Below are 13271 nucleotides of genomic sequence, written 5' to 3'. Positions count from 1 at the left end.
TGGCGCGGGCGCCAGCGACTAGAGATTACATCCAGCCGGCGTCGACCCAGTAGTTATGGGCGGTACAGGCAGCGGCGTCATCCGAGGCCAGGAACAGTGCCATCGCGGCCACGTGATGCGGGTGTATGCGGACCTTGAGCTTTTGCTCTTCGACGATTTGTTCCTCGTCCGCCGGGCTATACCAACGCGATTGACGTGGCGTCTTGACGTTGCCGGGGATGATGCAGTTGACGCGGATGCCATCGCCGCCCAGGTCGCTCGCCAAGGCCCGAGTCAGGCCCTCGATACCGGCCTTGGCGGTTTCGTAGAGCAGCATGTCGGGCTGCCCCAGGTGCCAGCTGATCGAGCCCAGGTTGATGATCGCTCCCTGGCCTTGACGGCGCATGGCTGGCGCCACTTCACGGGCGGCGAGTACCAAGTGGCGCAGATTGACGCCCATGCGGTCGTCCCAATACTCGGGCGTAATGTCCTCGAGCTTGTGGCGGTCGTCGTTGGCGGCATTGTTGACCAGCACGTCGACATGGCCGATGGCGCCCAGCGTGGCGCTGAGCTGTTCGGGCTGGGTCAGGTCGCAATGATGGAAATGCGGTGCGCCGCCGCATTTCTCGACCAGCTCACGAGAAGGCGTCTCGGCGACGTCCAGGAAATGGACGTCCGCACCCTGGTTGACGAAGGCTTCGACCAAACCGGCGCCAATACCGGAACCACCGCCGGTGATGACCACTTTCTTGCCTTTGAGGCTTGGATAAATCGCGGAACTCATACAGGACCTCTATCGCATTGGGGAGCGGCTGTCGCTAGGCGATCTTTCGTTCTTTAGTTAATAGATTTAACTAAGTGAATGATCGTTCAGAGAAACGGTTATTTCCATGCGACGATAGTCATACGCTCGACTGATAGGAGGTCATGGACATCACCCGAAGGAGCCCCAGGACAGGGGCGACATCGTATTGGCCGCGATAGAGGCTGGTACTTTATGGATACGCTGGTAATGTATTGTCAATTTCGTCGAGCCCCGGCGGCGAGAGGGAGATAATTTGATATATTACGTAACTCGATCCGCATTTCAGCGAGGCACCTTTTATTGCCATGGTCAGTACCTTTGCTCCCCAAGCCGCCGGTGATCTCAATTTTCTCAAGAAGCTCAATCGCAGTTCGATTCTGGGCACCGTGCGCCGCTATCCCGGTGCGACGCGTGCTGACATCGCAGCGCGCACGCAGCTAACCAAGGCCACCGTGGGGGGCGTGGTGCAAGCGCTTCTGGAGCGCGGCTGGTTGCGGGAAGGTGAGTTGCAGCCACGGGGCGGAGGGCGCCCGGGGCGGGCCCTGTATCTGGATGACGCCCATCATGTCCTTTTAGGGGCGGATATCGGCGTGAGGGGGTTACGTATCGTGGCGTGCACGCTCGGCGGCGAGGTGCTTCTGCAGCGCTATGTCACCGAGCCGCCTACGACACCCGAAGCAACGGCGGCGCGTTTGGCCGCGATGTTGCGCGACATGCGTGACGACCCTGGCATCGCCGACCGGCATTGCTTGGGCTTGGGTGTGACGGTGCCGGGGCCGGTTGCCCCGGAGCAGCCCATCCTGCGGCTCGCGCCTAATCTAGGGTGGGTCGATGTCGCTTTCCTTGAGGTGCTTCGCCCGTATCTGCCGGAGCTCGACGGTGCCTGGTTACTGGATAACGAAGCCAACGCCGCCGCTTTCGGCGAGTTCTACTTCCACGACGGTATCCCGCCGGAATCCATCGTCTACATCAGCGCTGGGAGCGGTATCGGTAGTGGCCTGGTTACCGGCGACAATTACCCTCTGGTTCCGCGTGGCGTGCAGGGGCTGGTGGGCGAGATCGGCCACACCATCGTGCAGCCGGGGGGGCTTTATTGCCACTGTGGCAATCGCGGTTGTGCGGAAACCCTGGTCAGTGGTTGGGCGATTCGCGCCGCGTTGGGCATCGCCGATACCGAGAATCTGGAAGCAGCGATAGCGGCGCGCGGCGATGACCCCGACGTCAATGCTGTCCTGCGGCGTGCCGGTGAAGCCTTGGGGACTCTCATGCTTAACCTGCACCACACGCTCAATCCGGCCACGCTGGTGCTTGGTGGATCGCTAATGCATCTGGGTGAGCGTCTAATCGAGCCGGCGCTGGCCTACTTCGAAGCTCACCAGAACGACTTGCTGCGAGGGACGCAACGCGTCCCTATCAAGGTGATTCACGACAGCACCTTCACCGCCGCGCGGGGAGCCGCCGCCCAAGTCATGGCCAAGGCGGCGTTGGAGGCGTGAGGGCGGCCGTTCCGGTGTTAAGACAAGTACCGGTGCTAAGGAAAGTGCTTGCGCTCAGAAAATCACGTTGGGCAGTGTCATCGATACGGCAGGCACGAAGGTCACGATCAACAGTATGCCGACCAAGAGCAGCCAATAAGGCATGATGGCGCGGATGAAATCGGGCACCCTGACGCCGGTGATACTACAGGTGGTAAACATTACCGTGCCGAGGGGCGGCGTAATCGTGCCGATGGAGGCATTGAGGATGAAGATGATGCCGAAGTGCACCGGGTCGATGCCGAACTGGGCGGCAACAGGGGCCAGCAGCGGCGAGAGCACGATGAGAATGGCGTTGCCTTCCAGGAACATGCCCAGCGTCAGCAAAAGGAAATTGGCGAGCAACAGGAACGCCACCGCGCTTCCCACCTCGGATGAGAGCAGCATGGCGATGTCCTGCGGGATGTGCTCCCAGGTCAGAAAGCGCGCGAACCCAGAGGCCACGGCGATGATGAACAGCACGTTGACCGAGGCGAACAGCGATTCCCGCGTGGCCACGGCGACGTTGCTCACGTTCATTTCCTTGTAGACGAACATCCCCACGATCAAGGCATAAAGTACGGCCATGGCGCCGGCCTCGGTCGGCGTGAAGACGCCGACGCGAATGCCGCCGATGACCACGACCGGCAGCAGCAAGGCGATGATGCCGGCGCGCGTCACACTGACCCATTCACGCCGCGAGACCCGTTCCTTGCGCGGCGGCTGGTAGCCCAGTCGACGGCACTGGCGCGATACCAATAGCATCATGCATACCGCCATCAGGACCCCGGGCACCACGCCGGCTAGAAACAACCGCCCGATCGACACGTTGTTGACGTAGCCGTAGACGATCAGCGCGATCCCCGGCGGGATGGTCGAGGTCACCAGCGATGAGGCGGCGGTGACAGCGGTGGAGAACGGCTTGGGATAGCCGCTGGCCGTCATGCTGGGCACCAGCAGCTTGGCGTTCATGGCAGCATCGGCGATGTTGGAACCGGAGAGACCGCCCATGAAGGTGCTCAGCAGCACGTTGGCCTGGGCCAGTCCGCCGTGCAGGCGCCGGGTCATGAGCTCGGCCAGCTTGAGCAGGCGGTCGGTGATGCCGGAGTGGTTCATGAACACTCCCGCCATGATGAAGAACGGGATCGCCAGCAGCGAGATGGACTCCAGCCCCCCGGCCAGGCGCTGGATGAGCAGCATGGTGGGTTGGTCGGCGCCGAACAGAAAATACAGAAACGTCGACAGGAACAGTGCGAAGGCGACGGGGGTGCCCAGCACGAAAAGAAGCAACAGCGCTGCGAGTGCTATGCCTACGGCCATGGGTAGTATCCTTTAGGTATCGCGAGCCAGACGGACGAGGCAGTGGTAGGCCATGATGACGGCACTGACCGGGATGGCGACGTGGATCCACATGTACGGGATCTGCAGCATGGGCGTGCTGCGGAAATTGGAATAGGGCAGTAATTGCAGTCCCCAGTAGCCGAGCACGATGGCGGCGATCAGCACCATGCCGACATTGAAGAGACGGTCGTTCCAGCGGGCGAGCGACGTCGGCAGGTTTTCCGACAGCATGCCGATGAGCACGTGCTCGTTGCGCCGTACCAGGGCGCTGGCGCCGAGGAAGGTGGCCCATACCATGAGCAGCTGAAGGACCTCCTCGGTCCAGGCCAGCGGCGTGTTGAAGATATAACGCATGAAGATGTTGCTGATGGCGACGAGAAAGATCGCGAAGAGTGCCACGCTGGCCAACACTTCATCGAGACGCATGATGCGGTCGATCCAATGGAGTACGCGTTTCATGTGAGGCTCCTCGGTCACGGCAATTACTGTGTTGCCGTCCGTGATACGCGTGCCGGCGCCACAGGCATTTGTGGCGCCGGCGGTCGTTCAACGCTTATCCGTTGATGATCTGGCGAACCTGTTCGTACAGGCCGTCGCTCCACTGCGGGAAGGCGGCGGGCACCTGCTCTGCGGCGCGTTCGCGGAACGGCTGCGTATCTACTTCGTGGACCTCGACGCCGGCATCCTTGAGCTTCTGCAGGGCGACGTCGCTCTGCTTCTCGACCAGTTCACGTAGATGGGTGGCCATGTCCTGCCCGGTCTCGGTCAGGATCTGCCGGTTTTCCTCGCTGAGCTGGTCCCAGAACGCCTTGCCGGTGACGAACGGCGCTACGGTGTTCATGTGGCCGGTCAGGTTGAGGTGCTTGACGACTTCGTGGAACTTGCCGCCGAACAGTACCGGCGTGGGGTTCTCGACCCCGTCGACCATGCCCTGGGCCAGCGCCGGGTAGACGTCGCCCAGCGACATGGGAGTCGGCGTGGCGCCCATCGAGCGCATGGCCTCGACATACATCGGCGAGTTCTGTACGCGGATCTTCACGCCGTCGAGCTCCTCGGGCGTGGTGGCGGGCTCGCGCGAGAGCAGGTGACGCGTGCCGTACACGGTATTGGGGATGACGATGTGATAACCGGCTTCCTCGACCTTCTGGCTCTGCTCGGCGAACCACTCGGAGTCGAAGACCTTGAGCTTGTCGTCGAAGTTGTCGGCCAGGTAGGGCGCGTCGAGCACCGACAAGTTGGGTACCGAGCTCATGAAGTTGCTGTAGGCGGTGATCGTGATGATCGGCGCGCCGAAGCGCGCCTGTTCCATGACATCCGTCTCGGAGCCTAGCTGGCTGGCGGGGAACGCGCTGAGCGTGAGTTCGCCATCGCTGGCTTGCTCGACGTTTTCCGCCCATTCCTTGACGGCGACATCGACCGGCTCACCCGGCTGGTTGCCGTAGGCGACGCGGATCTCGGTGGCGGCCTGGGCGAGATTCAGGCTGCCGAGGCCGGCGATGGAGAGGCTGGTGGCGATGAGCGTGAGTTTCTTGAAACGCATTGTCGTGCTCCTTGGTTGTTGTCGATCGTGCAGCCGGGTTACCGGGAATGCGTCGTGGATTGTGCGCTCGATATGGCGTCATCGAGTCGCGGCGTGGCGATGCCTCGTCGGCGCGCCGATTCGACCACGGGTTGCAGGCGTCGCTGGCACTTCGTGGCGTGGTGCTGGGCGATGTCCTGCAGGGCGTGGTCGAGATAAGGGTTGGCGAAACGCTCGAGCGTGGCGTCGCGATAGGCCTCGAGAGAGGGCCGTTCGAGGTGTTCCGCCAGGGTGGGCAGCACTTCGTCGTCGAGCACCTGGCGCTGTTCCGCCGCCCATGCCGGATCGGCCATGGCCTCGCGCACGAAGCGGATGTGCGAGTGCGGCTCGCGCTGCCAGCGGTGGACGAGATAGGTGTGCGCCAGGTTGAGGATGTGCAGCTTGCGCATCTCGTAGGGGGCCAGGGAGGTCACGCGCTGCACGTCGGGATGCTGGCAGGGCAGTTCGAGGCCGGGCTGGTCCTCGATGGCCCAGAGCGCATACGGCTCGGCGACGGCGCCGACCGGTTCCAGTGCCGCCGAGACGATACGGTCGACGAGGGTGTTGGCCCATAGACAGTGGGTCGTCAGCCAGGCGTTGAAGTCGGCATCGGCATAGTCGCGCTGCGCTAGTTCCCGTACCAGAGCCAGGAGCTGCTCGCCGTTGCGGCTGACAAGCTCGCAGGGCAGCACGGTGAGGCCCTCGCGCCCCGCGCTGTAGCGCGCGTGCAGCAGTTTTGTAAGCTTGCCCGGAAAGCTTGTCGGCACCGCTGCCAGGGCGCTGTCGTCATCGACGCGGTAGCCGCTGTCGCCGGTGTTGGACACCACGAAACGGGCGTGCTCGACGACGTGTCGTTCCAGCGCGTCCCACTGCTCGTCGGCGATCCAGCAGCCGGCGACGCTGGTGACGGTCTCGCGGGTGTCGATGTCGAGGCCGTCGCGACGGCCGCGAATCGCCAGCGGATATTGCCGGTGCGCATCCAGATCGCGGGCTTTTTGCTTGCCGGCCTCGCGCGGCGAGGTCTGTACCACGAGGATGCCGTCGCGCGTATGGCCGGCCTCCCGCGAGGCGTGCACGAACGCGGCCACGTGGCCCAGCAGGAAGCGGCTGGTGCCGAACTGCACGATACCGGCCTCGGCGAGCGTTGGCGCTGTCACAGGGAGACTCCGCGTTTCCAGGGAATGAAATCGAGCTGCGAGAGGCGCATGGCCTTGGTGCGGTACCGCCCCGAGGCGGTGTCGATGCACAGGCGCAGGAGTTCGTCGGCGAGTTCGGCGATGTCCGCCTCGCCACGAATGATGGGCCCGGCATCGAAGTCGATGACATCGTGCATGCGGCGCGCCAGCTCGCTGTTGCTGGCGAGCTTCAGGACCGGTGTGATGGGATTGCCGGTGGGCGTGCCGAGACCGGTGGTGAACATCACCAGGTTGGCGCCGGAGCCGACGAGGGCGGTCGTGGACTCGACGTCGTTGCCCGGCGAGCAGAGCAGGTTGAGGCCCTTGCGTACCTGGGGCTCGGTGTAATCCAGCACGTCGACGATGGGGCTGTCGCCGCCTTTTTTGGCCGCGCCGGCGGACTTCATGGCGTCGGTGATCAGACCGTCGCGAATGTTGCCGGGCGAGGGGTTCATCGAGAAGTGCGCGCCCACCGAGGCGGCGTGACGCTGGTAGGCCTCCATGAGCTCCTGAAAGCGCGAGGCCGTGGCGTCATCACGGCAACGCGCCAGCAATTCATGCTCGACACCGCATAGCTCGGGGAACTCGCTCAGGATGCCGCTACCGCCCAAGGTCGCCAGGCGGTCGATGACGGCGCCGACCAGCGGATTAGCCGAGAGGCCGGAGAAACCGTCGGAGCCGCCGCATTCCACGCCGATGGTGAGCTCGGAAAGTGGGGCGGGATGCCGTTCGACGGCATTGGCGACCTTGAGGCCGTCGAAGATGCTGCCTAGCGCCTGACGGATCAGCTCGGGCTCTGTGTTGGTGGCCTGCTGCTCGAAGTAGTGAACGGGACGCAGACCCTTGGGGTCGCGCTTGGCCACCGCCTCCTTGAGCATCTCGATCTGGGCCTTCTGGCATCCCAGGCTGAGCACCGTGGCGCCGGCCACGTTGGGGTGACAGATGTAACCGGCCAGTAGCTGGCACAGCGACTGGGCGTCGTCGTCGGTGCCGCCGCAGCCCAGCGTGTGGGTCAGAAAGCGCACGCCGTCGACGTTCGGGAACAGAGATGCGTCGGGCGTCGGGGCTGGGGCCGCCTGCGTGTCGCCGTGGAGCATGCGGCGGGCCATGTGCTTGTAATCCCGGTAGGGATCATCACCAATGGCGTCCTCGACGCACTGGCGAAGCACCTCGATGTTGCGGTTCTCGCAGAACACCAGAGGGATGACCAACCAATGGTTGGCGGTGCCCACGCGCCCGTCGGGGCGGTGGTAGCCGTCGAAGGTTTGCCCGGTGAAGGCGCTAACGTCCGGGGCATCCCAATGCTCGCGGTGGCCTTGGGGCTTGGCATTGGCGGTGGAATGCTCGACGTTGGCCGTGGTGATGGCGGCGCCCGCGGCGATGGGCTCAACGACACGTCCCACGGTCACGCCATACATCACGATGAGTTCATCGGGTTGCATGGCGTGCAGCGTGAACTTGTGTTTGTGCTGTACGGCTTCGGACAGACACAGGCGGTGGCCGTTGTCGTCGATTTCCATGCCTTCGGGCAAGTCGCGCAGTGCAACACGCACGTTGTCGTGGGCATGGACACGCAGACTGGGCTGCTGAAGCTGGTCGGAGGCGATGGTCTGGGTCATGCCGAGCGGCCTCCTTCAGCGATGGCATCATCGAACGTCACCATCGCCTTGATGACGCCGGTTGCCGGGTCGCACCACTGCGGCATCAACGAAGGCAGGTCGGTATAACGGCCGCGATGCGTGATCATTGCCGTCGACTGCATGCGGCCTTCTTCCATCAGGCGGGCCACCGTCTCGAAGTCTTCACGCGTGGCATTGCGGCTGCCCAGCAGGCTGAGCTCGCGTTTGTGGAAGTCGGGATCGTTGAAGGTGATGTCGGCCTTGACCACGCTCACCAGCACGTAGCGCCCGCCATGGCCGGCAAAATCGAAACCGCGATTCATGGCGGCGGGACTGCCCGTGGCGTCGAATACGACGTCGGCCAGGGCACCGTCATTGTGGCGCTCGATGGCAGCTTCCACGTCATCGTCCAGCGCGTGCAGCACTTCCTCCACGCCTAACGTATCGCGGCAGAAGGCCAGGCGCTCGCGGTTGGTGTCGACCACCAGCACCCGCGCGCCACGGCTCTGGGCAATTTGCACGATGCCGATTCCGATCGGCCCGGCGCCGACCACTACGGCCAGTTCGTCGGCTTCGATACCGCTGCGGCGCACGGCGTGCGCGCCGATGGAAAGGCACTCGACCAGCGCCAACTGTTCGGCATCGAGGGTGCTCGAGGTGACCAGGTGATCCACGGGCACGCTGAGATACTCCGCCATGCCGCCATCGCGATGCACGCCGATGACCTGCATGTGCTGGCAGCAGTTGGTTTGTCCCTTCCGGCAAGCGCGACATTCGCCGCAATGGAGATAAGGAATGACATAAGCGCTGTGGCCGACGAGCGCTTCATCGACGCCTTCCCCGACGCCGACTATGTCGCCGGACAGCTCGTGGCCCAGCACGCGGGGATAGGTGAAATAGGGCTGGTTGCCGCCGTAGGCATGAATGTCAGTACCGCAAATACCCACGCGACGAATCTTGAGCATGGCCTCGCCGGGTGCGCACTGCGGCTCGGGCACGTCGCGCAATTCCATGTCTTGAGGCTGTGTGCAGACGATCGTGTGCATAAGACTTCCTTCGGCATCGCTAGGCAAGATGGTCAGGCCAGTTGCCTAGCGGTCTTTTGATCTAGAGGTCAGGCCAATTGGCTAACAAGATGCCTAAGCGATGGACCTGACTTCAAGCGTTTTAGTAGTAACGAGGCCTAGACATAAGTCGTGGTCGTCTTTGGTCTAACGCCACGATATGCACGATATTGAAGGCCGAGACCGCCGCCTGGACGGTCTCTGGCGCGATCAAGCTTGCTTGGTGCGCTGCCGTTGCTCGCCGAGGCCTTCGATGCCCAGGCGCATGGTCTGACCGGATTTGAGGAAGACCTGGGGTTTCTGACCCGCGCCCACGCCGGGAGGCGTGCCAGTGGAGATGACATCGCCGGGCTGCAGGCTCATGAAGCGGCTCAGATACGCAACCAGATAGGGGATCTGGTAGACCATGGTGCGGCTGTTGCCGTCCTGGTAGCGCTTGCCGTCGACTTCCAGCCACATGTCGAGTACCTGGGGATCGGCGATCTCGTCGCGGGTGACCAGCCATGGACCGAGTGGGCCGAAGGTGTCGCAGCCCTTGCCCTTGTCCCAGCTGCCGCTGCGCTCGAGCTGGAATTCCCGCTCGGAGACGTCGTTGACCACGCAGTAGCCGGCGACGTGATTCATGGCATCGGCCTCGTCGATATAGCGTCCGCCCTTGCCGATGACGACGCCCAGCTCGACCTCCCAGTCCGTCTTGTGCGAGTCGCGGGGGATCTCCACGTCATCGTTGGGGCCGCAGATGGCGCTGGTCCACTTGTTGAAGACCACCGGCTCTGGCGGTACCTCGGCGCCGGTTTCGGCGGCGTGGTCGGAGTAGTTGAGGCCGATGCAGATGAACTTGCCGACCTGGCCCACGCAGGGCCCCAGACGCGTCCCTTCGGGGATCTCCGGCAGGCTCTCGGGGTCGGCTTGCGCGATGCTAGCCAGGGCGGTGTCGTCGAGCGACTCGCCGGCGACATCCTTGATGAGCGACGAAAGATCGCGAATTTTGCCGTTGGCATCCAGCAGGCCGGGTTTTTCCTGGCCCTGGGGGCCGAAACGTAGCAGTTTCATGAAGTGTCCTCGTATGGGTCGATGGTGTGTAAGTCGGGTGTCAGTTGGCCCAGCCGCCGTCGATCAATTGGGCGGTGCCGGTGATGAATGCTGCCTCGTCGGAGGCCAAAAACGTCGCCAGCGCGGCGATTTCTTCCGGTCTGCCGAGTCGCCCCATGGCCTGGCGGTCGATGAATTCCTGGAATACCGCCGCCTTGTCGCGCCCCTGTTGCTGGGCCTGGGCCTCGATTCGTTGATGCAGCGAGGGTGATTCGACGGTGCCGGGGCAGATGGCATTGCAGCGGATGCCTTGCGTCATGTAGTCGGCGGCCACCGACTTGGTCAAGCCGATGACAGCGGCCTTGGTTGTGCCGTAGGCGAAGCGGTTGGGGATGCCTTTGATGCTGGAGGCCAGAGAAGCCATGTTGACGATACTGCCGCCGCCTCGATTGAGCATGCCGGGGAGGAAGGCCTGAATCATATGGAACATGGCGGTCACGTTGAGGCCGAAGCTGCGCTCCCAGGTGGCGTCGTCGCATTCCAGTATCGAGCCGCCCGGGACCATGCCGGCACAGTTGAACAGAATATCGATCTCGCCAAGTTCACTTGCCAGCGCGTCGATTTCAGCGCGTTGCGTGACATCCAGCCGATACACTTTGGCGCCTTCGAGGTCGGCGAGGAGGCTGGTATCGATATCGGTGGCGATGACGCTGGCGCCCTCGGCGAGAAAGCGCTCCACCGTGGCGCGGCCGATGCCTTGGCCTGCGGCGGTAACCAGTGCCGTCTTGTTTTGAAGTCTCATGGTGTGGCGAATCCCTGCTGAACGTGGGAACATGACGCGGCCAGCCATTCGAAGATCCAGAGGCCTGACCAATGATTGGGCCATCATCTACTGGGCTAGGTCTCGGCGGCAAGTCAATTGCCATCAACTTTAGTCGCAACGCGGTGCGGAGAGACGACGCGATGCCGATTCAAACCATTCGCTCACAACGCCTGTACCGGCAGATCGCCGATCAGTTGCAACAACTGATTCGTGACGGTGAGTTTCCCCCAGGGTCACTATTACCGCCCGAGCGGGATCTGGCGCAGCAACTGGGTGTCAGCCGCGCGTCTGTGCGTGAGGCGCTGATCGCTCTGGAAGTCGTGGGCATCGTCGAGGTGCGCGTGGGACATGGGGTGTTGGTAAAGGAAGTCGATGCCATGCCGCCGGGCTCGGTGATGCAGGCTGCGGCTCGCAAGGAACCATGGGCGCTCGACCCTGAGTTCACCAGCGAGATCGAACTCAATCTCGACGAGGAAATACCTCCGTTTTCCCTATTGCAGGCGCGGCGTTACCTGGAACCCGAGAATGCGGCTCTGGCGGCGATGAACGCCAGTGACGAGGACCTCAGTGCCATACGCGCGGCGCTGGAGCGCAACATCTACGATAACAACCACGGTGGGGGAAACCTGGCGGGGGACCGATTGCTGCACATCCGCATCGCCGAAGCTTCGGGCAATGCGGCCTATGCGCTGTTGATCAAGCACCTGCTGGGCCACCAGTACGGGGTCATGTTCCGGCGCCTGCAGGAGTTGTTCATGGAGACCGGCATGCCGCAGCGCTCGCAGGAAGATCACGAGCGCCTGGTGGCAGCGATCGAGGCGCGCGACCCGGCCGCGGCGCGCCAGGCCATGGAAGTCCACCTCGATCATGTACTGAGGGTTTTTTTCGCGGAGTAGCTGTCCTGTTTCCCATATATCGGGCTTTCCCGAGATCAGCGCGGCAGGATGCGGCCGGCTGCCATTAGCCCCTCCGGGTCGAAGAGGTGCTTGAGACCTTTCAAGAGCGCGTACTCGGTCTCGCCCAAATCCTCGAGGAAAGGTGCCTGTTTGACGCGCCCGATGCCGTGCTCGGCACTGATGCTGCCATGGTGCGCATCGACGAGATCGAACAAGACCTCTTCCAGCTCATGCAATAGCGCTTTCTTGGCCTCGAGATCGAGGTTCGCGGGCGGTAGCAGATTGAAGTGCAGGTTACCGTCGCCGATGTGGCCGTAGGCGATGACCTGTGTCTCCGGCGAGCGCTGGGCCATGGCGTGATTGGCGGCGTCACAGAACGCCGTCAACGACGAAATGGGCAGCGAGATATCGGTGCGCAGGTGTTCGCCGCGCATCTGCTGGCCTTCCAGCATGCTTTCACGTATCTGCCATAGCTGGGCCGCCTGAGACTCGCTGCTGGCGAGTACGCCATCCAGCACATGGCCCTGCTCCGAGCCCGTCTCGAAGAGATGCTCGATCATCGTATCGAGATCCGCCGGGCCACTGGCCGAGACCTCCATCAAGACATAGACCGGGTGTGCTTCGTCGAGCGGGTCGGGGAGATCCGGCGCCGCTTCGAATGCCAGTTCCATGCACACACGAGGGATCAACTCGAACGCCGAGAGCAGGTCGCAGCAACTACGGCGTGCCTGGGCGTAAAGCGCCAATGCCGAGGCGACATCGGGCACCGCGATCAGCGCGGTGCGACTCGTCTGCGGCCGAGGCGCGAGCTTGAGCACGGCGCCGGTGACGATGCCCAGCGTGCCTTCGGCACCGATGAACAACTGCTTGAGGTCGTAACCGCGGTTGTCCTTGTGCAGGGCATGCATGCCGTTCCACAGGCGACCGTCGGGCAGCACGACCTCGAGCCCCAGCACCAGCTGGCGCATCATGCCGTAGCGCAACACATTGAGTCCGCCGGCGTTGGTGGAGACGTTGCCGCCTATCTGACAGCTACCTTGTGCGCCCAGGGCGAGCGGGAAATAGCAATCCGCCTCTTCGGCGGCATCCTTGACGTTTTGCAGGATGCAGCCGCTATCGACGCTCATGCTGAAATTGATGGGATCGAGATGCCGAATCCGGTTCAGCCGCTCTAGGCTGATCATCAGCTCGCCGCGCTCAGGGTCGGGTTGCGCGCCGCCGACGAGGCCTGAATGGCCTCCCTGCGCCACCATGGGAATCTGGTGGCGATGGCAGAACGCGACGATGTCGGCGACCTGTTCGGGAGTGCCGGGACGGGCGATCATCCAGGGATCGCCGCCTTTGTCGCCGGCCCAGTCGGTGGTATAGCGAGCAAACTCTGCGGGGTCGTCGATGACCCCGCTAGCGCCCAGCAGCTCGGTCAGAAAACGATGTAGCTCGGCGGTATCGATCGGCATCGTATCGT

At 63.2% G+C, this 13271-nt stretch carries 12 protein-coding genes; 2 read left to right on the top strand and 10 right to left on the bottom strand.

All coding sequences use genetic code 11. From position 1 onward, the window contains the following. Positions 1 to 25 precede the first annotated feature (25 nt). A complete protein-coding gene (locus LUN51_RS12730) occupies positions 26 to 763 on the bottom strand; it encodes an SDR family NAD(P)-dependent oxidoreductase (RefSeq protein WP_277811555.1) in 738 nt (245 codons plus the stop codon). Between the two features lie 326 nt (positions 764 to 1089). Here LUN51_RS12730 and LUN51_RS12725 point away from each other — a divergent pair, with 326 nt between their 5' ends. Further along, complete coding sequence (locus LUN51_RS12725) at positions 1090 to 2280, top strand: ROK family transcriptional regulator (RefSeq protein ID WP_277811554.1); 1191 nt, start codon at positions 1090 to 1092, stop codon at positions 2278 to 2280. A 54-nt stretch (positions 2281 to 2334) separates the two neighbouring features. Here LUN51_RS12725 and LUN51_RS12720 read toward each other — a convergent pair whose 3' ends face one another. From LUN51_RS12720 to LUN51_RS12685, 8 genes are all read right to left on the bottom strand, one after another. Further along, a complete protein-coding gene (locus LUN51_RS12720; protein WP_277811553.1) occupies positions 2335 to 3618 on the bottom strand; it encodes a TRAP transporter large permease in 1284 nt (427 codons plus the stop codon). Positions 3619 to 3630: 12 nt separating this feature from the next. Beyond that, positions 3631 to 4098, bottom strand: a complete 468-nt coding sequence (locus LUN51_RS12715; protein ID WP_277811552.1) for a TRAP transporter small permease — start codon at positions 4096 to 4098, stop codon at positions 3631 to 3633. A gap of 94 nt (positions 4099 to 4192) precedes the next feature. Then, positions 4193 to 5179, bottom strand: a complete 987-nt coding sequence (locus tag LUN51_RS12710; protein WP_277811551.1) for a C4-dicarboxylate TRAP transporter substrate-binding protein — start codon at positions 5177 to 5179, stop codon at positions 4193 to 4195. 38 nt (positions 5180 to 5217) lie between these two features. Further along, positions 5218 to 6354 (bottom strand): mannitol dehydrogenase, encoded by a 1137-nt coding sequence (locus LUN51_RS12705; RefSeq protein WP_277811550.1) that lies wholly within the window; start codon positions 6352 to 6354, stop codon positions 5218 to 5220. Next, positions 6351 to 7991 carry a UxaA family hydrolase gene (locus LUN51_RS12700; protein WP_277811549.1) on the bottom strand — a complete coding sequence of 547 codons (1641 nt, stop codon included), beginning with the start codon at positions 7989 to 7991 and terminating at the stop codon, positions 6351 to 6353. The genes LUN51_RS12705 and LUN51_RS12700 overlap by 4 nt, the downstream gene beginning before the upstream one ends. Continuing rightward, complete coding sequence (locus LUN51_RS12695; protein WP_277811548.1) at positions 7988 to 9037, bottom strand: zinc-binding alcohol dehydrogenase family protein; 1050 nt, start codon at positions 9035 to 9037, stop codon at positions 7988 to 7990. The genes LUN51_RS12700 and LUN51_RS12695 overlap by 4 nt, the downstream gene beginning before the upstream one ends. 228 nt (positions 9038 to 9265) lie before the next feature. Continuing rightward, positions 9266 to 10108: a fumarylacetoacetate hydrolase family protein gene (locus LUN51_RS12690; RefSeq protein ID WP_277811547.1), complete on the bottom strand. Its 843-nt coding sequence runs from the start codon at positions 10106 to 10108 to the stop codon at positions 9266 to 9268. A 40-nt stretch (positions 10109 to 10148) separates the two neighbouring features. Continuing rightward, positions 10149 to 10889 (bottom strand): SDR family oxidoreductase, encoded by a 741-nt coding sequence (locus tag LUN51_RS12685; RefSeq protein ID WP_277811546.1) that lies wholly within the window; start codon positions 10887 to 10889, stop codon positions 10149 to 10151. Between the two features lie 161 nt (positions 10890 to 11050). Here LUN51_RS12685 and LUN51_RS12680 point away from each other — a divergent pair, with 161 nt between their 5' ends. After that, positions 11051 to 11806 (top strand): FadR/GntR family transcriptional regulator, encoded by a 756-nt coding sequence (locus LUN51_RS12680; RefSeq protein ID WP_040243547.1) that lies wholly within the window; start codon positions 11051 to 11053, stop codon positions 11804 to 11806. A gap of 35 nt (positions 11807 to 11841) precedes the next feature. Here the strand turns inward: LUN51_RS12680 and LUN51_RS12675 are convergent, their stop codons facing one another. After that, the gene (locus tag LUN51_RS12675; RefSeq protein WP_261506411.1) at positions 11842 to 13263 is read right to left on the bottom strand and encodes an FAD-binding oxidoreductase; all 1422 of its coding nucleotides are present in this window, start codon (positions 13261 to 13263) and stop codon (positions 11842 to 11844) included. Positions 13264 to 13271: the final 8 nt, after the last annotated feature.

Origin of the sequence: Chromohalobacter canadensis, assembly GCF_029544075.1 — a bacterium.
In the GTDB taxonomy this organism is placed as follows: Bacteria; Pseudomonadota; Gammaproteobacteria; order Pseudomonadales; family Halomonadaceae; genus Chromohalobacter; species Chromohalobacter canadensis_A.
Note: the sequence above shows the minus strand (reverse complement) of the source record. Positions and strands in the feature narration are given on the sequence as shown.